The 26,194-nt window shown below is 62.5% G+C and carries 21 protein-coding genes; 16 read left to right on the top strand and 5 right to left on the bottom strand.

The window, feature by feature from the left end:
- The first annotated feature begins 355 nt into the window (after positions 1-355).
- Entirely contained in the window at positions 356-1,381 is a 1,026-nt protein-coding gene (locus EKO19_RS22635; protein WP_129778811.1) for an RluA family pseudouridine synthase, read from the top strand.
- Between the two features lie 117 nt (positions 1,382-1,498).
- Here EKO19_RS22635 and EKO19_RS22640 read toward each other — a convergent pair whose 3' ends face one another.
- Entirely contained in the window at positions 1,499-2,104 is a 606-nt protein-coding gene (locus EKO19_RS22640; RefSeq protein WP_129778813.1) for a Maf family protein, read from the bottom strand.
- A gap of 143 nt (positions 2,105-2,247) precedes the next feature.
- On the opposite strand from EKO19_RS22640, the gene EKO19_RS22645 reads away from it, so the two are divergent.
- From EKO19_RS22645 to EKO19_RS22660, 4 genes are all read left to right on the top strand, one after another.
- Entirely contained in the window at positions 2,248-2,784 is a 537-nt protein-coding gene (locus EKO19_RS22645) for a YceD family protein (RefSeq protein ID WP_157995397.1), read from the top strand.
- A 39-nt stretch (positions 2,785-2,823) separates the two neighbouring features.
- Positions 2,824-3,018 (top strand): 50S ribosomal protein L32, encoded by a 195-nt coding sequence (gene rpmF / locus EKO19_RS22650; RefSeq protein WP_129778818.1) that lies wholly within the window; start codon positions 2,824-2,826, stop codon positions 3,016-3,018.
- Positions 3,019-3,047: 29 nt separating this feature from the next.
- Entirely contained in the window at positions 3,048-4,073 is a 1,026-nt protein-coding gene (gene plsX, locus EKO19_RS22655; RefSeq protein WP_407676663.1) for a phosphate acyltransferase PlsX, read from the top strand.
- A gap of 123 nt (positions 4,074-4,196) precedes the next feature.
- Positions 4,197-5,186 (top strand): L,D-transpeptidase family protein, encoded by a 990-nt coding sequence (locus EKO19_RS22660; RefSeq protein ID WP_129778822.1) that lies wholly within the window; start codon positions 4,197-4,199, stop codon positions 5,184-5,186.
- A gap of 205 nt (positions 5,187-5,391) precedes the next feature.
- Here EKO19_RS22660 and EKO19_RS22665 read toward each other — a convergent pair whose 3' ends face one another.
- Positions 5,392-5,703, bottom strand: coding sequence for an alanine-zipper protein (locus EKO19_RS22665; protein ID WP_129647253.1), 312 nt, complete (start codon positions 5,701-5,703; stop codon positions 5,392-5,394).
- 404 nt (positions 5,704-6,107) lie between these two features.
- Here EKO19_RS22665 and EKO19_RS38895 point away from each other — a divergent pair, with 404 nt between their 5' ends.
- The 7 genes from EKO19_RS38895 (at position 6,108) to lexA (ending at position 14,567) form a co-directional block, all read left to right on the top strand.
- Complete coding sequence (locus EKO19_RS38895; RefSeq protein WP_217705528.1) at positions 6,108-6,689, top strand: GspH/FimT family pseudopilin; 582 nt, start codon at positions 6,108-6,110, stop codon at positions 6,687-6,689.
- Positions 6,690-6,730: 41 nt separating this feature from the next.
- Positions 6,731-7,228 (top strand): type IV pilus modification protein PilV, encoded by a 498-nt coding sequence (pilV, locus tag EKO19_RS22675; protein ID WP_157995398.1) that lies wholly within the window; start codon positions 6,731-6,733, stop codon positions 7,226-7,228.
- Between the two features lie 8 nt (positions 7,229-7,236).
- The gene (locus EKO19_RS22680; protein WP_129780220.1) at positions 7,237-8,316 is read left to right on the top strand and encodes a PilW family protein; all 1,080 of its coding nucleotides are present in this window, start codon (positions 7,237-7,239) and stop codon (positions 8,314-8,316) included.
- A gap of 7 nt (positions 8,317-8,323) precedes the next feature.
- A complete protein-coding gene (locus EKO19_RS22685; RefSeq protein ID WP_129778828.1) occupies positions 8,324-8,890 on the top strand; it encodes a pilus assembly PilX family protein in 567 nt (188 codons plus the stop codon).
- A 32-nt stretch (positions 8,891-8,922) separates the two neighbouring features.
- Positions 8,923-13,377, top strand: a complete 4,455-nt coding sequence (locus EKO19_RS22690) for a pilus assembly protein (RefSeq protein ID WP_157995399.1) — start codon at positions 8,923-8,925, stop codon at positions 13,375-13,377.
- A gap of 45 nt (positions 13,378-13,422) precedes the next feature.
- Positions 13,423-13,824: a type IV pilin protein gene (locus tag EKO19_RS39270; protein WP_281281095.1), complete on the top strand. Its 402-nt coding sequence runs from the start codon at positions 13,423-13,425 to the stop codon at positions 13,822-13,824.
- Between the two features lie 113 nt (positions 13,825-13,937).
- The gene (lexA, locus tag EKO19_RS22700) at positions 13,938-14,567 is read left to right on the top strand and encodes a transcriptional repressor LexA (protein WP_129778834.1); all 630 of its coding nucleotides are present in this window, start codon (positions 13,938-13,940) and stop codon (positions 14,565-14,567) included.
- Here the strand turns inward: lexA and EKO19_RS22705 are convergent.
- Genes EKO19_RS22705 through nirB form a run of 3 tightly spaced genes read right to left on the bottom strand, consistent with a single transcriptional unit; the run spans position 14,556 to position 21,285 of the window.
- Positions 14,556-17,201: a nitrate reductase gene (locus EKO19_RS22705; protein ID WP_246038944.1), complete on the bottom strand. Its 2,646-nt coding sequence runs from the start codon at positions 17,199-17,201 to the stop codon at positions 14,556-14,558. The two genes, lexA and EKO19_RS22705, sit on opposite strands and share 12 nt — an antisense overlap.
- Positions 17,198-18,754: a nitrite reductase small subunit NirD gene (gene nirD / locus EKO19_RS22710; protein WP_129778838.1), complete on the bottom strand. Its 1,557-nt coding sequence runs from the start codon at positions 18,752-18,754 to the stop codon at positions 17,198-17,200. The genes EKO19_RS22705 and nirD overlap by 4 nt, the downstream gene beginning before the upstream one ends.
- Positions 18,751-21,285: a nitrite reductase large subunit NirB gene (gene nirB, locus EKO19_RS22715; protein WP_129778839.1), complete on the bottom strand. Its 2,535-nt coding sequence runs from the start codon at positions 21,283-21,285 to the stop codon at positions 18,751-18,753. The genes nirD and nirB overlap by 4 nt, the downstream gene beginning before the upstream one ends.
- 343 nt (positions 21,286-21,628) lie before the next feature.
- Between nirB and EKO19_RS22720 the strand changes: the two genes are divergently transcribed.
- The 4 genes from EKO19_RS22720 to EKO19_RS22735 all read left to right on the top strand — a co-directional run bounded on the left by EKO19_RS22720 (position 21,629) and on the right by EKO19_RS22735 (position 26,185).
- The gene (locus EKO19_RS22720) at positions 21,629-22,234 is read left to right on the top strand and encodes an ANTAR domain-containing response regulator (RefSeq protein ID WP_129778841.1); all 606 of its coding nucleotides are present in this window, start codon (positions 21,629-21,631) and stop codon (positions 22,232-22,234) included.
- Positions 22,231-23,394 (top strand): CmpA/NrtA family ABC transporter substrate-binding protein, encoded by a 1,164-nt coding sequence (locus EKO19_RS22725; protein ID WP_129778842.1) that lies wholly within the window; start codon positions 22,231-22,233, stop codon positions 23,392-23,394. The genes EKO19_RS22720 and EKO19_RS22725 overlap by 4 nt, the downstream gene beginning before the upstream one ends.
- A gap of 278 nt (positions 23,395-23,672) precedes the next feature.
- Positions 23,673-25,061 carry a CmpA/NrtA family ABC transporter substrate-binding protein gene (locus tag EKO19_RS22730; protein ID WP_129778844.1) on the top strand — a complete coding sequence of 463 codons (1,389 nt, stop codon included), beginning with the start codon at positions 23,673-23,675 and terminating at the stop codon, positions 25,059-25,061.
- Complete coding sequence (locus tag EKO19_RS22735; RefSeq protein ID WP_129778846.1) at positions 25,061-26,185, top strand: ABC transporter permease; 1,125 nt, start codon at positions 25,061-25,063, stop codon at positions 26,183-26,185. The genes EKO19_RS22730 and EKO19_RS22735 overlap by 1 nt, the downstream gene beginning before the upstream one ends.
- The last annotated feature ends 9 nt before the right edge of the window (positions 26,186-26,194 follow it).

Here is a 26,194-nt window from a genome sequence, read left to right on the forward strand (position 1 = left end):
TCCGGCGCGTTTTTTATCCTGTCGCTTTGGCGTCCCGCTCGTAGGCGTGAGCGTCGACCCGGAATACGAGGTGCGTCATTCCGGCATCGCCGTTCGCGCGGCCGAGCGATGGTCTGCGACCCTGTCCGGTCTTGAGCGGGCAGGTCTGAGCAGAACCAACTAAGATGCGGCGCCTTCGGAAGCGAAGCCCACGAATGTGCCGCGTATCGGTACGCGTGCGCCGCTTCGACTGATCGGTGTTCAGATCTGTGGTTGGACGCGCGCGAACCTGAAATCGTCGCGGAACATATCACAGGCTATTTGCCCAATCAATGGTCAATCAATAAGTTACGAGCGCTTCTCAAGTCCGACCCGCATGCCAGGTTCCGCCCCCCCAAAATCTCCCGACGATGCTTCCGTTCCCCGGTCCGCCGCCAAGACCGGGCAAGGCACGGGGGTCAGCTATGTTGAAGCCGGCGAGGGCGATGCCGGACAGCGCATCGACAATTTCCTCAGCCGCATCATCAAGGATGTGCCGCGGAGCTTGATTTACAGGATCTTGCGAACGGGCGAGGTCCGGGTGAACGGCAAGCGCGCCAAGCCGGAAACGCGGCTCGCCGAGGGCGATCGGATTCGTCTGCCGCCCCTGCAGCGAAAGACTGACGAGCAGCGCGCGGCCGAGCGGAGCGCGCCGTCGCGCTCGCTGCGTGAGTTCGTCGCTGGCGCCATCATTCATGAAGATCGGGACCTGATCGTCGTGAACAAGCCGGCCGGCGTGGCGGTTCACGGCGGCAGCGGACTGAATGCGGGCGTGATCGAGGCGCTGCGAGCCCAGCGGCCCGAGCTGAAGGAGCTCGAGCTGGTGCATCGACTGGACCGGGACACCAGCGGCGTGTTGATGATCGCCAAGCGCCGGGCGGTGCTTCGCGAGCTGCACGCCCTATTAAGAGAGCGCGACATGGACAAGCGTTATCTGGCGCTGGTGGTCGGGCGCTGGCCGTTCGGTACCAAGACCATCGATCTGCCCTTGAAGACCAATATGAAGCAGGGCGGAGAGCGGATCGTCCGCGTGCATGCGGACGGGCAGCAGGCCATCACGACGTTCAAGCCGATTCAGCATTTCGGCAAGCTGGCCACGCTTCTGGATATCGAGCTGGGCACGGGCCGCACTCATCAAATACGCGTGCATGCCGCGCATGCCGGGCACCCGATCGCGGGTGACGAGAAGTACGGCGATCGCGAGCGGGATGCGAAGCTCAAGCCCTATGGATTGCAGCGAATGTTCTTGCATGCACAGTCGCTGACATTCGAACGCAAGGGCGCAAAGCCTTTCACCGTGAGCGCGCCGCCACCGCCCGACTGGCAGGCGGTGATCGACAAATTGAAAGAAGGGCTGAAATAGAGTTGCCCGGGTACATGGATGTACCTCGCCGCCATGGGCGGCGGGCGAGCGGCAAAAGTCGCGCCTTGTGCCGCCTCGCCATGGGGTCGTGGCAAGATGCCCGATCCCTAATATCGATCAGGGCAGATCGAAGCCGTTCTTTCTCAGCGCGCCGGCCAGCCAGATCAGCGGCAGGCCGATCAGCGCGGTCGGATCCTGCGAGTCGATCCGGTTGAACAGCGAGATCCCCAGTGTTTCCACCTTGAAGCCACCGGCGCAGTCGTACGGCTTGTCCCGCATGACATAGCGCTTGATCTCGTCGTCGCAGAGCGAACGGAAATGCACCGTCGTCAGATCGACGTGACCCACGTTGCTGTCCGTGGCGGTGTTGATCACATGCACGGCTGTGTGGAACACGACCCGCTGGTTGCTGAGGGATTTGAGCTGGGCGATGGCGCGATCGCCGGACCCCGGTTTGCCCAGTACATCCCGGCCGCACAGAGCCAGCTGGTCCGAACCGACGATCAGGCTGTTGGTATGGCGGCGGGCGACCGCTTCAGCCTTGGCCCGTGCCAGTCGCTGCACCAGGTCCACGGCCGACTCACCGGGCAGGGGTTCTTCGTCGACATTGGAGGCCGCCACCGTGAACGGAATACCCAGCCGTTCCAGGAGTTGCCGTCGATATGTGGAGGTGGATGCGAGCACCAGCCGCAGCCCATTGGCGGGGGGAGCGGGGCGGGTCATGGCCAAACCTTGACGAACCCGGCCATGGGCCGGATTACAAGCTGTGAGAAAACAAACATTTACGCCTTTCTTTTTTTGACACCATGGGGGGGCGCCGCTAGTATACGCGCCCCATGCCGCGACCCCCGGCCCAAGAGATAGCTGTGGCCGCAGACAAAATCGTTGATGCGTCGGTCTGCGCGCGGGCGGGAAGCACGATTTCACGACGTTTTTCCGCTGCCGAGCTGCCGCGCCTGCGCGAGGCCGGCGGGCAGGATGGTTCGTGGATCGAGGCGGAATTCCAGTTTTCGCTGTTCGATGGCAAGCCTGCCGTGGCCGGCGAGCTGCATGGCGTAGCTGTGCTGACCTGCCAGCGCTGCATGCAGCCGGCGCAGATCGAGCTCGACGACACCTTTCAGGTGATACTGGTCGAGGAGGAGCGCAATGACGAGCCGGGCGGTTACGAGCCGGTAGTCACGAATCCCTCGCGGCTCGATCTGGCCTGGCTGGCGGAAGAGCAGGCGTTGCTGGCCTTGCCGCTGGTGCCGATGCACCAGAGCGAGGACTGTGCCGCCGCAGTGGCGTCGGGTGAAATTGCATCGACGGAGGAACGAGAGGATGAGGTCGAGGACGCGCAGGACGCGGCCGGCAAGACTCATCATCCGTTCCAGAATTTGCGGGATCTGCTGCGTAAGCAGTGAGCTGCCCGAAGTCGATATTGGATAGTTTGGAGATCAGTCATGCCTGTTCAGAAAAGCCGAAAGACCCCGTCCAAGCGCGGCATGCACCGCTCGCACGACGGCCTCGCCCGCCCGGCGCTGTCGGTCGATCCGACCTCGGGTGAAACTCATTCCCGTCACCGCATCTCGCCGGATGGTTTCTATCGCGGCAAGAAAGTGATCGCGACCAAAGAAAAGTCCGATAGCGACGAATAATCCGCGTCGTCAGCTCCGAAGGACCGTATCTGAGCAACCGACCGGTCACCATCGCGGTCGACGCCATGGGGGGCGATCACGGCCCCTCGGTCACCGTGCCTGCGGCGCTCGCGGCCCTGCAGAGAGACGCCGACCTGCGAGTCACGCTGGTCGGCCTGAAAGAGCCCGTTCAAGCATTGTTGAACGGCGCAGAACAGGGGTTGCTGTCGCGTATTCAGCTGCGCGCAGCCTCTCAAGTCGTGACCATGGACGAGAAACCGCAGGAAGCCCTGCGGAAGAAAAAAGACTCGTCCATGCGCGTCGCCATCGATCTGGTGAAAGCAGGCGAGGCCGACGCCTGTGTGAGCGCCGGTAACACCGGTGCACTGATGGCCACGGCGCGCTTCGTGCTCAAGACCATCGAAGGCATCGATCGGCCCGCCATCATCTCCCGCATCCGTGCCCGTCACGGCCACACGCACATGCTCGACCTCGGCGCCAACTCTCAATGCAGCGCCGAACATTTGTTTCAGTTCGCGGTGATGGGGTCGGTGGTCGCCTCCGACATGCATGGCATCGCCCGGCCGCGAATCGGCATCCTCAATATCGGCGAAGAAGAAACCAAGGGCGACAGCGTCGTGCAGGACGCCGCGCGATTGATCTCGGCGAGCCAGCTGAACTACATCGGCTTCGTGGAAGGCGACGATATTTTTTCGGGTGAAGTGGACGTCGTGGTGACCGACGGCTTCACCGGCAACGTCGCGCTCAAGACGATGGAAGGGCTGGCCAACATGCTGGTCGGCGCCTTGAAGACCGAATACACGCGCAATCCCATGCGCTATGTAGGAGCGTTGGCTTCGTGGCCGGTCCTGCGGTCGCTACGTAAAGAATTCGATCCGCGCACCTACAATGGTGCGAGCATGGTCGGGCTGACCGGCGTGGTGATCAAGAGTCATGGCAGCGCCGACACAGTGTCGTTCGCCAATGCCATCGCGGTGGGTCTGGTCGAGGCACGTAAGGGAGTGCCCACCCAGATCGTCAACCTGCTCAAGGCACACACGCCCGCCGTGGCTTGAAATCGCCCACGGCCCCCCTAAGATTGAACCAGTTGAGACGTTGACAGGTCTGCTTACGTTTGGCTGGGACGCCGTCCAGCTCACACTCTTGACCGTGCGCAACTGCTAGACTTTTCGCTCACCATGAAGATCCGTTCTCTGATCCGCGCCGCGCTGCTGCTGGCAGCCACGACCAACGCCTTCGCCGCGACCTATACCTTGCCCATCGGCAAGGACACCGTGATCGGCGAAGTGCAGAAGGTGGTGGCCGCGCACGAAGACACGCTGCTGGACATCGGCCGCCGCTACGGCGTGGGCTATGAAGAGATCGTCGCGGCCAATCCCGGTGTGAATGCCTGGGTGCCGGGCGCGGGCACCGAAGTGCTGATTCCGTCGCGTTACATTCTTCCCGACGGGCCGCGTGATGGCATCGTCGTCAGCCTGTCCGAACATCGTTTGTTTTATTTTCCGCCGCACAAGCAGGGCGAGGCCGCGGTGGTTCGTACCTATCCGATCAGCGTCGGACGCATGGATTGGCATACGCCGCTGGGTCTCACGCGCATCGTGAATAAGCGCGAGAAGCCGATCTGGTATCCGCCGGAATCCGTGCGCGCCGAACACGCGGCCGACGGTCGTCCGCTGCCGAAAGCAGTGCCGCCGGGGCCGGACAATCCGTTGGGTGAGTACGCGATGCGCCTGGGAATCCCTGGCGGTGCGTATCTGATCCACGGCACCAATCGTCCTTCGGGCGTGGGCATGCAAGTCACTCACGGCTGCGTGCGCATGTTCCCCGAAGACATCAAGGAGCTCTATCCGATGGTGCCGGTGAATACGCCGGTGCGTCTGGTCGACCAGCCGTACAAGATGGGCTGGCGCGGCGATGAGCTGTTCATGGAAGTGCACACGCCGCTGGAAGGCACCGATAGTGCCGATTCGCACAGTCTCACCAACATCACCAAGCTGCTGGTGGCCGCGACCCAGGAACGTCCGGATGTGGTCAGCTCCGGCGTGATCGACTGGGCCAAGGCCGAGCGCACGTTCGAAAGTGCCAGCGGCATTCCCGAGCCGGTGATGCTTCATCCCGCCCCGGTGCCCTCGACCGTCCAGGTCATCAACGACACCGCCGGACGATAGTCTTCTTAGCGTCTCCCACGCGCAGTGGGGTGCACTGCTAAACTGCGCAAGCGGACCTCGCGGCCGAGGTCACCTAAACCACCGAGTTAGTCCATGGCCAAAGCTGTGGGGTCCGCCTCTATCGCCTTTTCCGCCCCCAAAAGAAAAACGCCGCGGATTGCTCCGCGGCGTCTGTCTTGATCTTGCGATCTCGAAGCTGAGTCGATTACTTCGACTGCGACTTCTTGAACATGCGATCGATCTTCTCGTTGGTCGCGTCACAGCAGGCCTGGCTGGCCTGAGCGGCCTGCAGCGCCTGGTTGGCAGCGCTCTGCGCGCTGTCAGCAGCGGAACGAGCGGACTGCGCGGCGCTGGCAGCAGAGTCGGCAGCAGCCTTGGCGGCAGCGGCGTCCTGCACAGCCTTGTCGGCAGTGGCCTTGATTTCGTCAACGGCTTTCTGCGAGACGCAACCGCTGGCAGCAACGAGCGCCAACGCAGCAATGCCTGCCTTGAGCGAGGTGGAGATGGTGTTCTTCATGAGTTCTTTCCCCTTCGGGTCGGATAAAAAAGGACCAGAGCGACAAATTTTCACGGCCTCTTAATACACGAGAGTTATGGCTGGTTCCCGTGGTTCAGGCTTGCCAGCTTCTTTTGTTGTAAAAGCTGCCAGCTTGGCCGAGCGCGGAGGATACAAGATTGGCGTCGACCGATAAAGGTTATGTAGCCATACGTCGTTTCAGCGCGACACAAACATACTGATTTGAGAGGTTCGCCAGCGGCTGCCTTGCCGATTCTTCGGCGGATCGCACCGGCCGGATGCCCCCTCGCGGGGCAGGTTCGGCGATTTCACAGAATCGGCATGCGCCAGCCGTCCGTCTCGGTCCGCAAGCCGCCGGTCGGCTGCAGTTGCCCCCGGTCCGGGCGGTGGGCAATTTGCGCGCCATGAAAAAAGCACGTTCCCAGGTCGACGCCTGCCGGGCACGGCACCGATCGCGCGGCTTCACCCTCCTGGAGCTGATGATCGGGTTGACGGTGCTCGGCATCCTGCTGGGCATCGGCGTGCCCGCGTTCCAGGGAATCATTCGCCAGAACCGGCTGGCCGCGCAGACCAACGAGCTGCTGGCGACGGCGGCGATGGCTCGCAGCGAAGCGGTCAAGCGCGGAGCCACCGTTTCCATCTGTCCAGTCTCGACCGGCAACGCCGATGAATGCGCCGGCGATTCTTCATGGAGCAATGGCTGGCTGCTGTTCAGTGACGACGCCGGCGATGGCGAGTACGACGACGGCGCCGACACGCTCATCCAACGCTGGCCGGCCTCGACGCTCCGGCGCATGACCATCACGAACGAGGCCGTCGCGGCGGTCACTTATCGCGGCGACGGCAGCACGACGCTCGGGCCGGGCGGCGACACCACTTTCACGGTCGCGCCTACCGGCGACTACTGCAAGGACCCGGACGGGGCGCGCAGTGTGACGGTCACGACGACCGGGCGCGTCAACGCGTCCAAGCGCGATTGCCCATGACGGGCGGCGTCGATACGAGTCAGGACCTCCGGACATCTGGCATGAAAGCAAACTTCACAAATCGCGGCTGGCGCGCCAGGCGACACGGCGCCGGCATGACGCTGATCGAAGTGCTGGTGACATTGGTCATCATCTCGGTCGGTCTGCTGGGTGTGGCCGCTCTGCAGTTGACCACCGTGCGTAACAACTACGACTCGTACGTTCGTTCGCAGGCCGCGGTGCTGGCGGCCGACATGCTCGATCGGATGCGAGTCAACCGCGCAGTGGCGTTGAGCGACGCCAATCCGTACACCGTCGCATTGGGCCCGGTAACCGCCAGCGGCACGCAACCGGCGCGCGACATCGTGGACTGGAAGGCCACTCTGGCGGCGCAGCTGGTCGGCGGCGACGGCGCGATCACGGTCACCCAACTCGCTCCTCCGACGGGGCCGGGGACGCCGCCCCGGCGCGCCATCGTCACCATCACGGTGCAGTGGGGCGAGCGTAACGCGGGTGATGAAGACAACACGCTGCGATTCGTCACGTCGAGCCAGATCTGAGCATCGCCATGCCGACACCATCCAAACATTCCGTGCAGGGTTTCAGCGTGCTCGAGCTGATGGTGGCCATGGCCATCAGCTTGCTGTTGCTGATGGGCGTGATCGCGTTGTTCGTCAGCTCGCGCCAGAGCTACGAAACGACGGAACGTCTGTCGCGCATCCAGGAGAACGGCCGGTTCGCGCTCGACCAGATGGTCAACGACGCGCGGGCTGCCGGCTTTCAAGGCTGTTCGCGGGCGGTCAATACGTCCCGTCGGGTCGACTATGCGATCAACCGACTCAATAGTTCGAACTTGTTGACCTGGAACTTCGGGCTGACGACGCAAGGCTTCGAGGGCGCCACTGGCACCTTCGTGCCGGCGCTGGACGCGGCCTCCGTTGGCATTTCCCCTGAGCCCAATGCAGGGGGCGACGTGCTGGTGCTGCGGATCCCGAGACGCGAAGCCCAGACCATGTACACGGTGAACTCAGCCGGTGCCACCGCTCCGCTCGAAGTTGCGAATGTCACTCCGGCGCCGTTCGAAGTGGGTGACACGGTCATGGTGACCGACTGCGAGGCGCGCGCCTGGTTCTCAGTCACCAGCTACGCAGCGGGCGTCATCGGGCATGCGGCGAGCGGCGCCGGCAGCAGGAGCCCGGGCAACGTCGACGGCGATTTGTTTCATCCGTTCCGGGCCTTCTCGCAGATCGTGCCCGTCGACACCATCATTTATTACCTGGCGCGCAGCTCGCAATATCCGGACGCCGACCCGGTGCGGCTGTCGTTGTATCGCAGGACCGGCAACGCTGCGGTCAGCGACGAGATCGCCGACGGTATCGATCGGCTGGAAGTGCAGTATGGAATCGACGCCGGCGGCGGCGCCATCAGCTACGTGGACGCCTCCGGCGTCACCAACTGGGACAACGTTCTGACGGTCCAGATCGCGGTGCTGGCACGCGCGCCGGAAGCCTACGGCACCGATCTCGACACTCAGGAATACGTGCTGTTCAGCTCACCCAATCTGGTCACGACCGAGCCGTACAACGATCGTTTCCAGCGCAAGGTGTTCACGGCCACGGTCGGTTTGCGCAACCAGATCATCGATTAGGCGACTCATGAACAAACATCTGACATTGCCGCGCGCGCGGCAGCAACGGGGCGCAGTGCTGATCGTGAGCCTGCTGTTGTTGCTGGTGATGACGCTGCTCGGTCTCGGCGCCAGCCAGAGCACGCGCTTGCAGGAGCGCATGGCGGGCAACCAGCGCGATCTGGAGCTCGCCTTGCAAGGCGCCGAATCGGCGTTGCGCGCGGCGGAATATCAGCTGCGACCGAACATGAACGTCAACGAGCGCATGTGCCAGACGCCGTCGATCGACTGTGTCACTTTCGACTCGCTGCTGCTCAACGACAGCAACATGCCGCTCGATCTGGGCAAGCAGATCGACCAATGGTGGACCGACAACTCCCAGATCTACGAGGAAGCGGCCCGCTTCACGACGCTCAAGCAAGCGCCTCAGTACGTCAACGAGTACTACGGCGAAGTCAAAGACTCGCTGACCGTTGGCAGCTCCTACATCAACGTGGTGCGCGACTTCTACCGTTCCACGGGCCGCTCGCGCGGCATGACCGACAGTGCGCAGGTCGTGGTCCAGAGCACGTACTCGCGCGTGGTCTTCGAATAACTCTCATCGACATGGCCGAGGCAGGTCCTTACATGTTCAAAAAATACATCACCCGAGTGTCGACTCTGCTGGCGACGACAGCCGCGATGCTGCTGTCGATTCCGGCGAGCGCGGTCGACTTGGCCCTGAGTCAGCAGCCGCTGTTCCTCAGCCCGACGGTCGCGCCTCTGAACATGCTGGTGGTCGGCCGCGATCACAAGCTCTATTACGAGGCCTACAACGACTACACCGACCTGGACGGCGACGGTACGCTCGACATGCGGTTCAAACCCGGCATCACGTACTACGGCTATTTCGATTCCACCAAGTGCTACGCCTACGGTGCCGACGGCGTGTTCGACCCGACGCGTACGGCAGGCACCGGCAATACCTGTACGGCGGTGGACTCCGAGTGGAGCGGCAACTTTCTCAACTACGTGACCACCGCGCGTATCGACGCGCTACGCAAGGTCCTTTACGGCGGCTTTCGCTCGACCGATACCGCCACCGAGACGGTCCTGCAGCGGACTTATCTGCCGCAAGACGCGCACAGCTGGGGTAAGGAATACACCAGCGTCGCGGTCGACGGCTACAACATCGCTGACTACACCTCGCTCGCGTTGCCGACCGCCAACAATCGGCACCTGTTCGCCAACACTACGATAACCTCCACGCCGGACAGCTCCAATCCGCTGATGCGCGTGCTGACGAATCGCGCCGAACGGATCTGGAACTGGGTGAGCATCGAGCGCCCGGTGGCCAACGATCGCATGTTCAACGGCGACAACGGCCCGTTGATCTCGCCCGCGCCCACCGACTACTACGTCCGGGTCCGTGTCTGTAAGACCGGTCTGCTCGAGTCGAACTGCCAGGCGTACACCGGCGGCGGCAACAAGCCGATCGGCTTGTTGCAGGAGTTCGGCGGCAACGATTCGATGTACTTCGGCCTGATCACCGGCTCGTACAGCAAGAACACCAGCGGCGGCGTGTTGCGACGTCGGATGGACTCGATCGCCAGCGAGATCAACGACGACGGCACGTTCAAGACCGGCAATTCCAATGCCGGCATCATCGCCACGTTGAACCGGATGCGAGTCACCGGCTTCAACAGCGGCAGCCATCAATACAACTGCGGATGGACCGCGGCCGCGCGCACCATCAACGAAGGCGAGTGTCAGATGTGGGGTAACCCGATCGCCGAAATGATGTATGAGAGTCTGCGTTACTTCGCCGGTCAGAGTGCGCCCACCAGCGCATATTCCATCGCTTTCGGCGCCGGCGAGGAGAGTCAGCTGGCCGGCGGCGGCTTGCCGGTGGCGACCTGGAACGATCCGTATTCGGGCACCGGCGCGCATCCTTACTGCGCCAAGCCGTTCCAGACCGTCGTCAGCGACATCAATCCGTCGTACGACACCGATCAGTTGCCGGGCACCGCGTTCGGATCGTTCAGCGGCACCCTGGGCACGCTGAATGTCTCGGCGCTGGGCCAGACCATCTGGGACAATGAATTCGGCGGCTCGCAGAACGTCTTCATCGGTCAGTCGGGGAACGTGACCGATGGCGCACCGACCCCCAAGACGGTTACATCGTTCGGCAATATCCGCGGCCTGTCGCCCGAGGAACCGACCAAGCGTGGCGGCTATTACGCTGGCAGCGTCGCTTACTACGGTCGCACCAACGATATCAGCTCCGCGCGCGGCACACAGAACGTGCAGACATTCGCGGTCGCGCTTGCTTCGCCGTTGCCGAAGATCAGGATCCCGATCGGTACCGGCGCCAATGTCAGAACAGTGACGCTGGTGCCATTCGCGAAGTCGGTGAACGGTTCCGGCATCTCCGCCACCGCAAGCTTCCAGCCCACCGACCAGATCGTCGATTTCTACGTCGATACGCTGAGCGATACCTACGGTAAGTTTCGCGTCAACTTCGAAGACGTGGAGCAGGGCGCCGACCACGATATGGACGCGATCGCCATCTACGAATACACGGTGACCGGTAACACCGTGAACGTCAAAGTGACGTCAGAATACGCGTATGGCGGCATCACTCAGCACATGGGCTATGTGATCTCCGGTACGACCCACGACGGTATCTACTTGGAAGTGCTCGATCAGCGCGGCGGTGACGTGTCCTACGACACCGATTACTTCCTGGATACCCCGGAGGCATTCACCGGCACACCGCCGGCGCCAAACTCCGGCGTCGGTCGCTGGAACGACGGCGCGGCGTTGCCCTTCGTGCACGAACGCACGTTCTCCGCGGGCACCAGCCCCGGCGCGATCCTGCTGAACGACCCTTTGTGGTACGCAGCCAAGTGGGGTGGCTTCACCGACACCAATGAAAACAACCTTCCGGACCTGGAGTCCGAGTGGGATAGCGATCGTGGCTCGGGTCAGGCCGGCGTGCCCGACAATTATTTCCTCGTGACCAACGCCTTGACGTTGAGTCAGCAGCTGCGCGAGGCGTTTACTGAAATCCTTGCGCGTAATGCCTCGGCGTCCTCGGCGTCCGTCAACAGCGGCGCCATTTCCACGGACTCGCGTGTGTACCAGGCTCGGTTCAACACGCGTAACTGGGATGGCGAACTGATGGCCTTCGGGCGCGATCCCGCAACCTCCCTTGTGAGTACGACGCCGCTGTGGAATGCGCGCGACAGGATGCCTGCGCCGGATGCGCGCAAGATCTTCACGGTCAATAGCGATAACACCGCCGTGCCTTTCCGGTGGGATAACCTCGACGCCACGCGCCGCACTCAGCTCGCCGATACCGAACAGCTGCAGCAGACCTACGTCAATTATCTGCGCGGCGATCAGACCAACGAGGGCTCGGGCACTAACTACCTTCGCGAGCGCGCGTCGAGGCTTGGCGACATCGTGTCCTCAGCGCCGCTGTACGTCGGCGCACCGCGCGCCCGTTACGCGGACAACATGCCGGGCACGACGCCATATTCGGAGTTCGCCGAGGAACAGCAAACGCGTAAGCCACTGCTGTTCGCCGGTGCCAATGACGGCATGCTGCACGCGTTCGAAGCGGGTGGCCTGGTCGCCAATCCGTCCGGTCCTCCCGGAGACATGATCGAAGATCCGAGCGGCGGCAGGGAAGTGTTCGCGTACATTCCGAAGTCGGTCTTCCCGAACCTGCGACTGCTGCCCCGGCAGCCCTATTCGCATCGTTATTACGTCGACGGTTCGCCGAATTCCAACGACGTGTTCTTCAGGAACGCCAATGAGTGGCGCACCGTGCTGGTCGGCGGCTTGAACCTGGGCGGCCAGGGCATCTACGCGCTGGACATCACCGATACTTCGGCACTGACCAGCGCCGAGGCGAATGCCGGTTCCATCCACCTCTGGGAGTTCACCGACGAGAACGATCGCGATCTCGGCTACACCTATAGCCAGCCCGCCATCGTGCGTCTGAAGGACGGCAGTTGGGCTGCGGTCTTCGGTAATGGTTACAACAACACCGTTACGGATGGACGCGCCAGCACGACCGGCAACGCCGTGCTGTACATCGTGAACATCGAGACCGGCGCCTTGATCCGCAAGATCGATACCGGCGTCGGCATGAGCGATCCGCGGGCCGGCGGCAAACCCAATGGCCTGGCTACGCCCACCATGGTGGACATCGATGGCGACCGCATCGTCGACTTCGCGTATGCCGGCGATCTGCTCGGCAACCTCTGGAAGTTCAACCTGCGTCCCACCGAAAGCTCGCAGTGGGGCGTCGCCTTCACCGATACCAACGGCAATCCGGCGCCGATCTTCGCGGCCACCGACAGCAACGCGGCGGGCGGCAACATCCAACCCATCACGGTGCGTCCGGAAGTGGCCCGCGGGCCGTATGGCGCGGGCACGATCGTCGTGTTCGGCACCGGCAAGTTCCTGGAGATCGGCGACAAGGACCTGCCGGCGGGCTCGACGACCAAGCAGAGCTTCTACGGCCTGGTCGACCGGGACAATTACACCGCCGCCACCAACACCTACGACCCCAACGACAAGGTGGTCCGCAACCGCCTGGTGCAGCAGACCATCACCTCGGAAACGAACGCGGCGCCGCTCCGGCGCAGCACCTCGATGACGGCGATGAATCGCAACGGCTGGTACCTGGATCTGGTGTATCAAAACAATATCCGGGGCGAGCGCGCGGTCACCGATCCGACCATTCGTGGCGATCGCGTGTTCTTCACCACGTTGATTCCGAACAGCGTGCCTTGCGACTTCGGCGGCCGCAGCTGGTTGATGATTCTGGACCTGCTGAGCGGCGGCCGGCTGCCGGATGGGCAGGTGGACAGCGACGGCGATGGCGACATCGACCAGGCCGATGCGGATACCTCCGGTGTCGGCACGGAGGACATCCAGTCGCGCGTCGAATCCCAATTGTGTCTGGACGGCAGCAACTGCGAGTACGACAGCCTGTTGTCGTCCGGTAGCAGCGGTGCGCTCACCGAACGGGCCGGTGCGCCCACGCGCGGCCTGCAGGGCCGCCAGTCGTGGCGCCAGATCCGGTAAGGTCAAGGAGACATTTGTATGCTAGTGGGAACATCGCGTCGCTCGGTGCGCGGCATCACGCTGATCGAGCTGATGATCACGGTGGCGATCGTCGGTATCCTCACCGCGATCGCCTATCCGAACTATCGTCAGTATGTGCTGCGGGGGAATCGCACCGAGGCGAAGACGGCGATGATGCAGGCGTCGCAGGACCTGGAGAAATGCTTCACGCGCTACGGTCGCTACAACCATGACGATTGCGTGGCGTTCGGCAGACTCAGAGCCGGCGTCAACAGCGCGGGTGACCGCTACCAGCTTTCGTTTGCTGCAGTCGACGACCCCACGGTGCAGTATTCGATCCAGGCGCAGCCGCGGGCTGCTCAAGCCCAGGACGTCTGCGGCACATTGACACTCGACCAAACCGGCAGGCGAGGCGACTCCATCAACGACGCCGCCAAATGCTGGTAACGTCGAAATAACTCCCGTTTGATGCGGCAAGCGACCTCCTTCCAGGAGGTCGCTTGCTTTCGCGGCTGTGCACCTGTATATAGGCACAGTCGTTGGATGCATATACAACCGCCATGTCCGAACTGACGCCCCGGCAACGTGAGATCGTCAAGCTGATTCAGGAGTCTCTGCGCGATAACGGCATGCCGCCGACGCGGGCCGAGATCGCGACCGCCATGGGCTTCAAGTCAGCCAATGCCGCCGAGGAGCACCTGCGTGCGCTCCAGAAAAAAGGCGTGCTGGACATCATCCCGGGCGCCTCGCGCGGCATTCAATTGAAGGATTCTCTTCGTGAGCAGATGGGTCTGCCGCTGATTGGTCGAGTTGCAGCAGGCAGGCCCATGCTCGCGGAGGAGCACATCGAAGGCCGTTATCAGATCGATCCGAAGATCTTTCAACCGCGCGCGCATTACCTGCTCAAGGTACGCGGCATGAGCATGAAAGACATCGGCATCATGGATGGCGATCTGGTGGCCGTGCATCGCACGCCGGAAGTGCGCAATCGTCAGGTCGTGGTCGCGCGTCTGGACAACGAAGTGACGGTGAAGCGCTATAAGCAGGACGGCAAGATCGTCTGGCTGTTGCCCGAGAACGAAGAGTTCGAGCCCATCCGGGTCGACTTGAAGGAACAGTCGCTGATCATCGAAGGCATCGTGGTCGGCGTGCTGCGCCAGGGCGGCAAGTCCAAAGGGCTATTTCAGTAACAGCTGCCTGATCTCCGGCAGGCACGAGCCGCAGTTCGTGCCTGCTTTCAATTTCCGGCCCACCTCCTGCGGCGTCTTCAATTGATCCTGGGCGATGGCCTTGCACAGCGTGGTTCGTCCCACGCCAAAGCACGAGCACACCAACGGGCCAGGATCTTCCGCCGAGGACGGCGGTCCGCCGTTGAGTAACGACACCCGGTCCACGTTACCGATGCGCTTTTTCGCGAACAGACTGGACAGCCAGGTTCGTGAGGGCAGATCGCTGCGAGGCGAAATGAACGCACAGCCCTCGAGTCGTTCCTCGACCAGCAGCGCCCCTCGAAATACGCCGCACGCCGGATCTGAGAACTCCACCCAATCCATATCGGGATGAATCGCCTGTAATGCCTGGCGCGCCCACGTGGAGCCGGGTGCGTGGCCACGTCCGGCAATCTCATATCGCATGAACTGCGCGCCGCGGATGGCCGTCCACCAGACCGCATCCAGCTTTTGGATGGGCGCGCGCGTGAGCACGAATCCATGCCAATTGACAGGGAACGGGGTGACGCGCGCCGGCGTGTGTTTGAACTCCGGCTCGCCCGACACCGGATCGACGACTGGATTGACCAGCGCGCCCACGCGCGCATCGGATGCAACAGCGCCACTCCAGTGAATGGGCACGAAGATCGTGCCTCTCGGCATTTCACCGCTGGTCTTCACACGTGCGACCAGCGCGCCCCACTGAGTTTCAACGCGCGCGAGCTGACCGTCGCTCACCGCCGCCAGCAATGCGTCCTGCGCATGCATGTCGACGTAAGGCTCGGGCAGATGCGCGCTGAGTTGAGGCGCGCGACCCGTGCGGGTCATCGTGTGCCATTGATCGCGAATACGACCGGTGTTCAACACCCATGGAAACTCTGCGTCGGTTCGATGCTCCGGCGCGCGTGTCGCGGTCGGAACGAAACGCGCGCGACGATTGCGTCTGTAGAAGTGCCCGGATTCGAGCAGGCGAGGTGTCCCGGGATGATTGCGCCCAGGCACCGGCCATTGGATGGGCGCGAGCTCGTCGTATTCGGTCGAGGTGATTTTCGCCAGGCCGCCGATATCGAAGGCGCGCTCGCCGTCGTTGTTCCAGGTCGACAGCGCGGCATGCTCGATGAAAATCTCGTGCACGCTGTCGTAGTTGAAGCCGTGGTCGAAGCCCATGCGCCGTGCGACTTCGCAGATCAACCACCAGTCCGGGCGCGCTTCGCCGCTCAATGCTTGGAAGGCCCGCTGACGTGAGATGCGACGTTCCGAGTTGGTGACGGTGCCATCTTTCTCGCCCCAGCCCGCAGCCGGCAGCAACACATGCGCATGCGCGTTGGTGTCGGTGCCCGCGAAACAATCGGACACCACGACCAGCTCGCACCGTCGCAACGCTTCCTTGACCTTGTCGGCGTCGGGCAGGCTCACCACCGGATTGGTCGCCATGATCCAGACGGCTTTCACTTTGCCGTCATGAATGGCATCGAACAGCTCGACTGCCTTGAGTCCGCCGCGTTCGGCGATGCGTGGGCTGCGCCAGAAGTTTTGTACGAGCTCGCGATGGCTCGCATCTTCCAGGTCCAGGTGCGCGGCCAGCATGTTCGCAAGGCCGCCCACCTCCCGACCGCCCATCGCGTTCGGCTGGCCGGTGATGGAGAAGGGCCCCGCGCCGGGCTGACCGATACGCCCGGTGAGCAGATGACAGTTGACGATGCTGTTGACCTTGTCCGTGCCCGCCGAGGATTGATTCACACCCATCGAGAACGCGGTGATGACGCGCTCATGGTCGGCAAACATTCGATAGAACTCGAGCACCCGCTCGGTGTCGAGCCCGCAGACGGCGGCAAGTCGATTCACGTCACCGGCGGATTCGCGGGCAACGCTCAACGCCTCATCGAGTCCTTCCGTGTGGTTCGCGATGAAGTCCTTCGCGACTCGGCCATGCTCGTGCAGATACGCGAGCAGACCGTTGAAGAGCCACACGTCGCTGCCGCTGCGTACCGGCACGTGCAAGTCGGCGATCTCGCACGTTACGGTTCGCCGCGGATCGACCACCACGATCTTCATTTTCGGCCGCTGCTGTTTCGCCTGAGCGATGCGCTGGAACAGGACGGGATGACACCAGGCGGCGTTCGCGCCGACCAGGACGATCAGATCCGCCAGCTCCAGATCTTCGTAACACACCGGCACGACGTCCTCACCGAAGGCACGCTTGTGCCCGGCGACGGCCGATGACATGCACAGCCGGGAGTTGGTGTCGATATTCGCAGTGCCGATGAAACCTTTCATCAGCTTGTTGGCGACGTAGTAGTCCTCGGTCAACAATTGACCCGAGACATACAGCGCGACGGCGTCGGAGCCATGCTCGGCGATGATGCGATTGAATCCAGCGGCAACGTGAGTCAGCGCCGCCTCCATGCTCACTCGCTGGCCGTTGATCTCCGGATGGAGCAGCCGGCCGTCCATGCCGAGCGTCTGACCCAGCGCCGACCCTTTGGAGCACAGTCTGCCGAAGTTCGAGGGATGAGTCGTATCGCCGCTGATGGTGACCGTGCCGCGCGCAGCATCGGATTGAGCGATGACTCCACACCCGACGCCGCAATACGGACACGTCGTCCTGATGCTCACTGTCGACGAGCCACCGCTTCGCCAAATATCAGCTTGTCACGCAATGGACTGACATCGCGGCCTTCGCTCATCAGCTCGCAGTACCAGGCGCCGTCGCGAGTGTCGCCGTACAACACGGCGCCGCGCACCTTGTTGTCCTCGATGACGATGCGTTTATAAACGCCGCGCTTCGCATCACGTAACACCAGCGCCTCGCTGCCGGGCCCTCCGATGAAATCGCCGGCCGAGAACAGATCGATGCCGGTGACTTTCAGATGCGTGGACAACATCGAGCCCCGATATCGACCGACGCCGTGCTCGGAGAGATGAGTCGCGCAGACGCTGGCCTGCTCGTAGAGCGGGGCGACCAGGCCGTACGTGTTGTTTCGATGCTGGACGCATTCGCCGACTGCATATATGCAAGGATCGAAGGTTTGCAGGGTGTCGTCGACCAGCACGCCACGGTCGCATCGCAGACCGGCCGCGCGGGCCAGATCGGTATTCGGGCGAATGCCGGCGGCCATGACGACCAGATCCGCGTCGATGACGGTCTCATCGGCAAACTGCACGCCTCGGACTCGATCGGTGCCCAGGATGGCTGTGGTCTTGGCCGGCATGTGGAATCGCAGTCCGCGTTTTTCGAGCGACTGCCTCAGCAGCTGTGCGGCCACCGGGTCGAGTTGCCGCTCCATCAATGTTTCCAGCAAGTGCACCACAGTGACTTGCATGCCTTGCTTCAGAAGTGCGTTGGCGGCTTCCAGGCCCAGCAGTCCGCCGCCGATGACAACCGCCTTCTCATGCGTGCGGGCAGCCGCGAGCATCGTGTTGACGTCCTGCAGATCGCGGAACGTCACGACGCCGGGCAGGTCCTTGCCGGGCACGGGCAGCACGATGGGATTGGAGCCCGTTGCCAGCAGCAGCCGATCGTAGTCAGCTTCAATCCCGTGCCGAGAGCGTACGCGACGACGGATTCGATCGATCGCTACAGCCGGATCGCCGAGATGCAGTGTGACGCCATTGTCCCGATACCATTCGATGGGATTGAGCACGATGTCGTCGAATCGTTTCTCGCCCGCCAGCATCGGGGACAGCAGGATGCGGTTGTAATTGGGGACGGGCTCGGCGCCGAACACGATGATGTCATACGGCTGACCGGGGATGCCGAGCAATTCCTCGACGACCTTCATGCCGGCCATGCCGTTGCCGACCACCACCAGCTTGCGACGCGAGGTTTTGCGCAGCGGTTGGGTCTTGATCCAGATCTTGCCGTCGCTCACTCGCGTCGGCCACGCGCGTACCGAGTAATCGGCGTCCTCGACGCAGCGACCGGTGGCAAGATTGAAGTGATGTTTGTAAACCGGGGAGGCGACCACGGGCTCGCCGTTCAGATCGCCGACCAGCCCCCGCGAGAGCACGTTGGCTTCACTGTGGGGATCGTAGTTGTCGAGTGCGTAGATTGCGTCGCCGACCCGAAAGACGGCGATCTGCCGTCCGTCGACCAACGCGGCGACACCGCTTTCGGGCAGCAAGTCATCGAACGAGCAGGCGCTGCTCCAGGTGTGTGCGTGCTTCATACAGCCTCTCGTTGGCGCTGAGCGCGCTCTTCGTTGGTCGCGGGGCGGATCTGCCCGCGCTCCTGCACGAACACGACGTTGTCATCGGTACGATCGCTGTTCACGAAGTGGCGGAAGCGCTTCAACGTCTGCGGATCTTCCACGGCCTTCTTCCATTCGCACTCGTAAGTGTTGACGATGCGCGCCATGTCCGCTTCCAGCTCCGCGCCGACGCCGAGCTTGTCTTCGATGACGACCTGTTTGAGGTAGTCGAGTCCGCCTTCCAGATTGTCGAGCCACACCGACGTGCGCTGCAGGCGGTCGGCGGTGCGGATGTAGAACATCAGGAAGCGATCGATGTAGCGGATCAACGTTTCGCGATCCAGATCGCCGGCGAGCAAGTCGGCATGACGAGGCTTCATGCCGCCGTTGCCACACACGTACAGGTTCCAGCCTTTCTCGGTGGCGATGATGCCGACATCCTTGCTCTGCGCTTCGGCGCATTCACGGGTGCAGCCCGAGACTGCGAACTTGAGCTTGTGAGGAGAGCGCAGACCTTTGTAGCGGTTTTCGATGTCGATGGCGAAACCGACGCTGTCCTGAACGCCGTAACGACACCACGTCGAGCCGACGCAGGACTTCACGGTGCGCACGGATTTGCCGTAAGCGTGACCGGATTCGAAGCCCGCATCGATCAGCTCGCGCCAGATCAGTGGTAACTCGTGAACCTGCGCGCCAAACAAGTCGATGCGCTGACCGCCGGTGATCTTGGTGTACAGGCCATACTTCTTCGCCACCTCGCCGATGACAATCAGCTTCTCTGGCGTGATTTCGCCGCCGGCGATGCGCGGGACGACGGAGTAGGTGCCGTCCTTCTGCATGTTGGCGAGGTAGTAGTCGTTCGTGTCCTGCAGCGTGGCCTTGTCGCGCTTCAGCACGAACTCGTTCCAGCACGACGCCAGGATGGAGGCGACAGTGGGTTTGCAGATGTCGCAGCCCAGACCGCGGCCGTGCTTCCCGAGCACTTCGTCGAAGCTCTTCAGCTGACCGACGCGCACCAGATGGAACAATTGCTGGCGCGAGTAACGGAAATGCTCGCAAAGGTGGTTGTTGACCGCGACGCCTCGGCTCGCCAGCTCCGCTTTCAGAATCTGAGTGACGAGGGCGGTACAGCCACCGCAGGACGTTGCAGCCTTGGTCGAGCTTTTCAATGCGCCGATGGTCTTGCAGCCGGCATCGATGGCAGAGCAGATCATGCCTTTGCTGACGTTGTTGCAGGAACAGATCTGGGCGGTGGCGGGCAGGCCTGCGACGCCGGCGCGCTTGGGTTGTTCGGAGCTGCCGAAGCTCGGGACGATCAACTCTTCGGGATTCGACGGCAGCGCCGTGCCGTCGAGCATCATGTTCAGCAGCACGCCATAGTCATCCGCGTCACCGATCAGAATGCCGCCGAGCAGTCGGGTGCCGTCGTCGTTCACGACCAGCTTTTTGTAAACCTGCTTGCGCTCATCGACGAAGGCGTAGGCGCGCGAGCCCGGACTCGAGCAGTGCGGATCGCCGATCGACGCGACATCGACGCCCATGAGCTTGAGCTTCGTGCTCATGTCCGCGCCCGTAAAAATCGGGTCGGCGGTCTCCTGCAAGCGCGCGGCGCAGACGCTGGCCATCTGGTAGCCGGGCGCGACCAGGCCGTACAGCTTACCGTTCCATAGCGCGCACTCGCCGATGGCGAAGATGTCCGGATCGGAGGTGCGACAGTCGCTGTCGATGACGATGCCGCCACGCTCACCGACACTCAGTCCGCATGCGCGGGCCAGTTCGTCGCGTGGTCGAATGCCGGCGGAGAAGACCACGATGTCCGCTTCGAGCGCGCTGCCGTCGGCGAAGTTCAAGCGATGACGGCACTGTTCGCCGTCGACGATTCCAGTCGTGCTCTTGCCCGTGTGGATGCCGACACCCATCTCGTCGATCTTCTGTCGCAACACGCGACCGCCGCTATCGTCGACCTGAACGGCCATCAGGCGCGGCGCGAACTCGACCACGTGTGTTTTCAAACCGAGATCGCGCAGCGCTTTGGCCGCTTCGAGGCCGAGCAAACCACCGCCGATGACCACGCCGACTGTGCTGTGCGCGGCGGCCGAGCGAATGGCTTCCAGATCTTCGATCGTACGATAGACGAAACACCCCGCGCGTTCTCGTCCCGGGATTGGAGGTACAAAAGGATATGAACCGGTGGCAAGCACCAGTTGATCGTAGGGGAGGGTTCGACCCTCCGCCGTTCGCACGCAGCGCGCGTCGCGATCGATCCCGATGGCTTTGTCATTCAGATGAAGCGCGATGTCGTTGCGCTCGAAGAAGTCTTCACTCGTAAGGGCAAGATCTTCCGCGCGCTTGCCGCTGAAGAAGCTCGTGAGCTGCACGCGATCGTAGGCAGCGCGCGGCTCTTCGCAGAGCACGCTGATTTCATACGAGGCGGTCGCGTCCGCGAGCCGCTCGAGGAGGCGTTGCCCGACCATGCCATTGCCGATGACGACCAGCTTTTTAACAGACATCTTGCACCCATGACGGACCGCCCCGAGCAGGGCATCCGGATCGTTTGATGAGGGTGGTTGGGACAGCGAGCTGCGTCAGGCCGCGCGTGGCGGAGGTGAGTACCGGCAGTCACTGGTGCTGCGCCCGTCATTGGAGCAGCCAAGATGCTTCCAATGCTGCAAACGCTATGCCACGACTTGTGAGGCGACTTGCCCGCTATTTTGGCGACCTTCATGCGTCTGAATGCGCGGATGTGGTGCGTGCGGCCCGCAGGGCGCGCTTAAAGTGGTGCGATTCCGGTCGCGCCTCCTGATGGTGCAAGGGCCGTGGGCATGGCACAGGCATTGCAACCGTGACCCATCGATGCCCGATGTCAGGCCAAAAACCGAAGCCTCCCTGCGCGTGCTGATCGTCGATCAGAACGTCATGCGAGCCAGCATTCTCGAAGAGGGATTGCGGGAGGCCGGCTATCACAACGTGACGGTGCTGCGTGAGATGCACAACCTCATGCGACGCATCGTCGACATCGATCCCGACGTCATCGTCATCGACCTGGAGAATCCCAATCGCGACGTGCTGGAGCAGATGTTCCAGGTGTCGCGCGTGGTGCGCAGGCCCATCGCCATGTTCGTCGATCGGTCCGATACCGACATGATCGTGGCGGCGGTGGATGCCGGCGTCGGCTCCTATGTGGTCGACGGATTGAAGAAGGAGCGGGTGAAGGCCGTGCTCGACATGGCGATCAGCCGGTTCCACGCCTTCAACAAGTTGCGTGAGGAACTCGACAGCGCCCGTCAGGCGCTCGACGAACGCAAGATCGTGGAGCGGGCCAAGGGCATTCTGATGAAACAGCGGGGCATGAGCGAGGAGGCCGCTTATGCACTGCTGCGGAAGGCCGCGATGAATGAGAATCGCCGGATCAGTGAGGTGGCGCAAAGCGTCGTGACTGCGTCGAGTCTGTTCAAATGAGTGATGTGACCACCGTCGTCGGATTCATTCCATTGATGGACTGCGCGCCGCTGGCGGTCGCGGTCGAAAAAGGCTTTGCCGCCGGGGAAGGCCTCGACCTGCGTCTGGTGCGCGAGACGTCGTGGGCCAACATTCGTGACCGCGTGGTCGTCGGTCATTTCGATGCCGCCCACATGCTCGGTCCCATGGCCATCGCCTCGACGCTCGGGATCGGTCATCTCAAAGTGCCCATGGCCGCGCCCCTGTCGTTGGGGTTGGGCGGCAATGCCATCACTGTTTCGTTGCGGGTGTGGGATTTGATGATGGCGGAAGGTGCTGCCTTGTCCGCGGGTCCACGTGCGCTCGGTGAGGCCCTTCGCAAGGTCGTGCGCGCGCGTGAACGAGCGAACAAGCCGCCGTTCACGTTCGCGATGGTCTATCCGTTCTCCGCGCACAACTATGAGCTGCGGTATTGGTTGGCTGCATCGGGTATCGATCCGGATCGGGATGTACGACTGGTCGTGATTCCGCCGCCCTTGCTCGTCGATGCCATGCGTGAAGGCCAGATCGATGGTTTCTGTGTCGGCGAGCCTTGGAATAGTGTCGCGGTCTCGGTCGGTGTCGGCTGCATCGCGTTGCCGACCACCGCGATCTGGAAACAGAGTCCGGAGAAGGTGCTCGGCTGTCGTCTGGAGTGGACACAGCGCTATCCGGACCGGGTGCAGGCGCTGGTGCGCTCCCTATATAAGGCAGCGCTGTGGTGTGAGCAGCCGGAGAATCACTCGGAGCTGGCCCGCTTGCTGGCTGAGCCGCGCTTCGTCGGTGCGCCGGCGGAAATCCTTTTGCGGGGCCTGTCGAATCGGCTCTGTTTGCAACGAGGCGAGGAAGTGGAGCGCCTGGATGGGTTCTATTTGCCAGCTTCGCACGCCGCCACGTTCCCCTGGGTGAGCCATGCGCTGTGGTTCTATTCGCAAATGGTGCGCTGGGGACAGGTCGCATTCGATCCCGAGCACGTTGCACAGGTGCGGGCGACTTATCGGCCCGATCTGTATCGTCTCGCGTTGGACAAAACAACAAACGTTCCCTCGGCGGATACCAAGCTCGATGAGCTCTTCGATGGCGTTCGCTTCGATTCGGACGATCTGCCGGGCTATCTCGCTGCGCTACCTTCGTGCAGCTGAACCGGATGTTTGCTCCGTTGCGGCTCAATTGCGGCTCGCATCCATTGGCTCCAGACACGCAAGTCGTTGTCCTGTCGAGAGGTGGCTGGCTGCATTGATGCTGGCACGGTCGTTGCAACTCTGAGGGCAACGGGGCGATTCGTCGCTCCAACCATCGGGCCGGCCCAATAGCGGGCTGGCCGGGCAACGCCGCCGACTCCACTGCATGCCATGCGCGTGCAATGAAGTCGGCGGCGTTTTTTTTTGGTCTGGAGATCGTCTGGGGAGTGACCGGGTCCATGCTGAAGAAAACGTTCCGGGCTTGCTGGCTGATTGCGGTCGCCGCGTTGAGTGCCACTCACGCCCCGGCTGCGGAGCTCGCGCTGGAGAAGGAACAACTCAAGCTCGGCTTCATCAAGCTGACCGACATGGCGCCGCTGGCCATCGCCTACGAGAAAGGCTTTTTCGAGGACGAAGGGCTGTATGTGACGCTGGAGCCGCAGGCGAACTGGAAAGTCGTCCTCGATCGCGTCATCACCGGCGAGCTGGATGGCGCGCATATGCTCGCGGGACAGCCGCTCGGCGCGGCGGTGGGCTTCGGCACGAAGGCCGACATCATTACGTCGTTCAGCATGGATTTGAATGGCAACGCGACCACGGTCTCGAATGAAGTCTGGAATCTGATCAAGCCAAAGCTGGCGACGGATGCGCAGGGCAAGCCGATTCATCCAATCAAAGCGGACGCACTCAAGCCCGCGATCGACGCGTTCAAAGCGGCGGGCAAGCCATTCAGGATGGCCATGGTGTTCCCTGTGTCCACGCACAACTATGAGCTGCGGTATTGGCTCGCCGCGGGCGGGCTGCATCCGGGGTTCTATTCGCCCACCGATGTGTCCGGCCAGATCAAGGCCGATGTGTTTCTTTCCGTGACACCGCCACCGCAGATGCCGGCGGCGTTGGAGGCGGGCACGGTCAATGGCTACTGTGTCGGCGAGCCGTGGAATCAGCAAGCCATCTTCAAAGGCGTCGGCGTTCCTATCGTCACGGATCTGGAGATCTGGAAGAACAATCCAGAGAAGGTGCTCGGTGTCACGCGGGCCTGGGCTGAGAAATATCCGAATACCTATGTGGCGCTGCTGAAAGCGCTGATTCGCGCCGGCAAATGGCTCGATGAAAACAATGGCGCGAATCGCAAGGAGGCAGCGCAGATTCTTTCGCGCTCCGAGTATGTCGGCGCCGACTACCGCGTGATTGCCAATAGCATGACGGGTACGTTCGAGTTTGGTCGCGGCGACAAACGCAGCGTGCCGGACTTCAACGTGTTCTTCCGCTACTACGCGACGTATCCGTACTACAGCGATGCGGTGTGGTTCCTCACTCAGATGCGCCGCTGGGGACAGATTCCGCAGACTCAGACAGATCAGTGGTACCACGACACCGCGAAGAAGGTTTATCTCACCGCGCCCTATCTGCGCGCGGCAAAATTGCTGATCGAAGAGAAGAAGGCGAAGCAGGAAGACTTCCCCTGGAACAGCGACGGCTACCGCCCGCCGACCAGGGAATTCATCGACGGCGTCGAGTACGACGGCCGCAAGCCCAATGATTATTTGCAGAAGCTCACGATCGGCTTGAAGCAGGGTCAGATCGTCGAGAGCGGCAATGTCGCGACCAAACAGGGAGCCACCTGATGCCCACATCGACCTTGGCTATCGCACGCGAGCAGACTCCGCCCGCGCCGACATCGAGTACGCCCGCGGCAGTGTCGCCACCAGCTCGGAAGTTGAAAGAGTCGCCGCTGTGGCTCGAGCGCCTACTGCGCCTGTTCGCGACGGTCGGACTGGGCTTCATCAATCCCATCGTGCGTCTGTGTCGTGGCGAAAATCCACAGCAGCAGATGCGTGAGCTGTGGCGCCAGCTCGGCGTTCCACTGCTGGCTGTCGCAGTCTTCCTGTTCGCCTGGAGCCAGGCGTCCAGTCGTATTCAAACCAGCCTGGGCCAGATCCCGGGGCCGATTGCGGTTGCCGGGCAGGCGCGGAGCTTGTGGGCGGACCACAAAGCCGAGCGCGCGAAAGCGGCGGCATTCTATGAGCGGCAGGAAAAGCGCAACGCCGCCAGACTCGCGAAGGATCCCAACGCCGGGATCAAGTTCGTGAAGTACACCGGCAAGCCGACGTACATCGATCAGATCCTCACCAGCCTGAAGACCGTGTTCACCGGCTTCTTGCTGGCGACACTGATCGCTGTGCCGCTCGGCATCCTGTGCGGACTCAGCGCCACCATCAACTCATCGCTGAACCTGCTGATCCAGATCTTCAAACCGGTGTCGCCGCTCGCGTGGCTGCCGCTCGTGACCATCATCGTGAGCGCGGTCTACGTGACGGCGGACCCGATGTTCGAGAAGTCGTTTCTGATCTCCTCGATCACAGTCACGCTGTGCTCACTGTGGCCGACGCTGATCAATACGGGCGTCGGCGTGAACTCCATCGACCGCGATCTGCTCAACGTCTCGCGAGTGTTGCAACTGAAGTGGACCACCAAGCTGTTCAAGCTGGTGTTGCCGTCGTCGCTGCCGCTGATCTTCACCGGCATGCGACTGTCGCTGGGCGTGGGCTGGATGGTGCTGATCGCGGCGGAGATGCTCGCGCAGAATCCCGGCCTCGGAAAGTTCGTGTGGGATGAGTTCCAGAACGGCAGCTCCGATTCATTGGCGCGACTGATGGTGGCGGTCTTGACCATCGGCATCATCGGCTTCCTGCTCGATCGGATCATGCACACGGTGCAGAGCCTGCTCGACTTCGGCGTGCGTCGTTGAAAGAGAAGT

Source organism: Peristeroidobacter soli, assembly GCF_004138485.1.
GTDB lineage: Bacteria > Pseudomonadota > Gammaproteobacteria > Steroidobacterales > Steroidobacteraceae > Steroidobacter > Steroidobacter soli.

Coding starts and splice junctions, on each gene's coding strand:
- pilV (WP_157995398.1), top strand. CDS start 6,731: ATGAAAGCAAACTTCACAAATCGCGGCTGGCGCGCCAGGCGACACGGC.
- nirD (WP_129778838.1), bottom strand. CDS start 18,754: ATGAAGCACGCACACACCTGGAGCAGCGCCTGCTCGTTCGATGACTTG.
- lexA (WP_129778834.1), top strand. CDS start 13,938: ATGTCCGAACTGACGCCCCGGCAACGTGAGATCGTCAAGCTGATTCAG.
- EKO19_RS22680 (WP_129780220.1), top strand. CDS start 7,237: ATGCCGACACCATCCAAACATTCCGTGCAGGGTTTCAGCGTGCTCGAG.
- EKO19_RS22730 (WP_129778844.1), top strand. CDS start 23,673: ATGCTGAAGAAAACGTTCCGGGCTTGCTGGCTGATTGCGGTCGCCGCG.
- EKO19_RS22660 (WP_129778822.1), top strand. CDS start 4,197: ATGAAGATCCGTTCTCTGATCCGCGCCGCGCTGCTGCTGGCAGCCACG.
- EKO19_RS22635 (WP_129778811.1), top strand. CDS start 356: ATGCCAGGTTCCGCCCCCCCAAAATCTCCCGACGATGCTTCCGTTCCC.
- EKO19_RS22685 (WP_129778828.1), top strand. CDS start 8,324: ATGAACAAACATCTGACATTGCCGCGCGCGCGGCAGCAACGGGGCGCA.
- rpmF (WP_129778818.1), top strand. CDS start 2,824: ATGCCTGTTCAGAAAAGCCGAAAGACCCCGTCCAAGCGCGGCATGCAC.
- EKO19_RS38895 (WP_217705528.1), top strand. CDS start 6,108: ATGAAAAAAGCACGTTCCCAGGTCGACGCCTGCCGGGCACGGCACCGA.
- EKO19_RS22725 (WP_129778842.1), top strand. CDS start 22,231: ATGAGTGATGTGACCACCGTCGTCGGATTCATTCCATTGATGGACTGC.
- EKO19_RS22640 (WP_129778813.1), bottom strand. CDS start 2,104: ATGACCCGCCCCGCTCCCCCCGCCAATGGGCTGCGGCTGGTGCTCGCA.
- EKO19_RS22665 (WP_129647253.1), bottom strand. CDS start 5,703: ATGAAGAACACCATCTCCACCTCGCTCAAGGCAGGCATTGCTGCGTTG.
- EKO19_RS22690 (WP_157995399.1), top strand. CDS start 8,923: ATGTTCAAAAAATACATCACCCGAGTGTCGACTCTGCTGGCGACGACA.
- EKO19_RS22720 (WP_129778841.1), top strand. CDS start 21,629: ATGCCCGATGTCAGGCCAAAAACCGAAGCCTCCCTGCGCGTGCTGATC.
- nirB (WP_129778839.1), bottom strand. CDS start 21,285: ATGTCTGTTAAAAAGCTGGTCGTCATCGGCAATGGCATGGTCGGGCAA.
- EKO19_RS22735 (WP_129778846.1), top strand. CDS start 25,061: ATGCCCACATCGACCTTGGCTATCGCACGCGAGCAGACTCCGCCCGCG.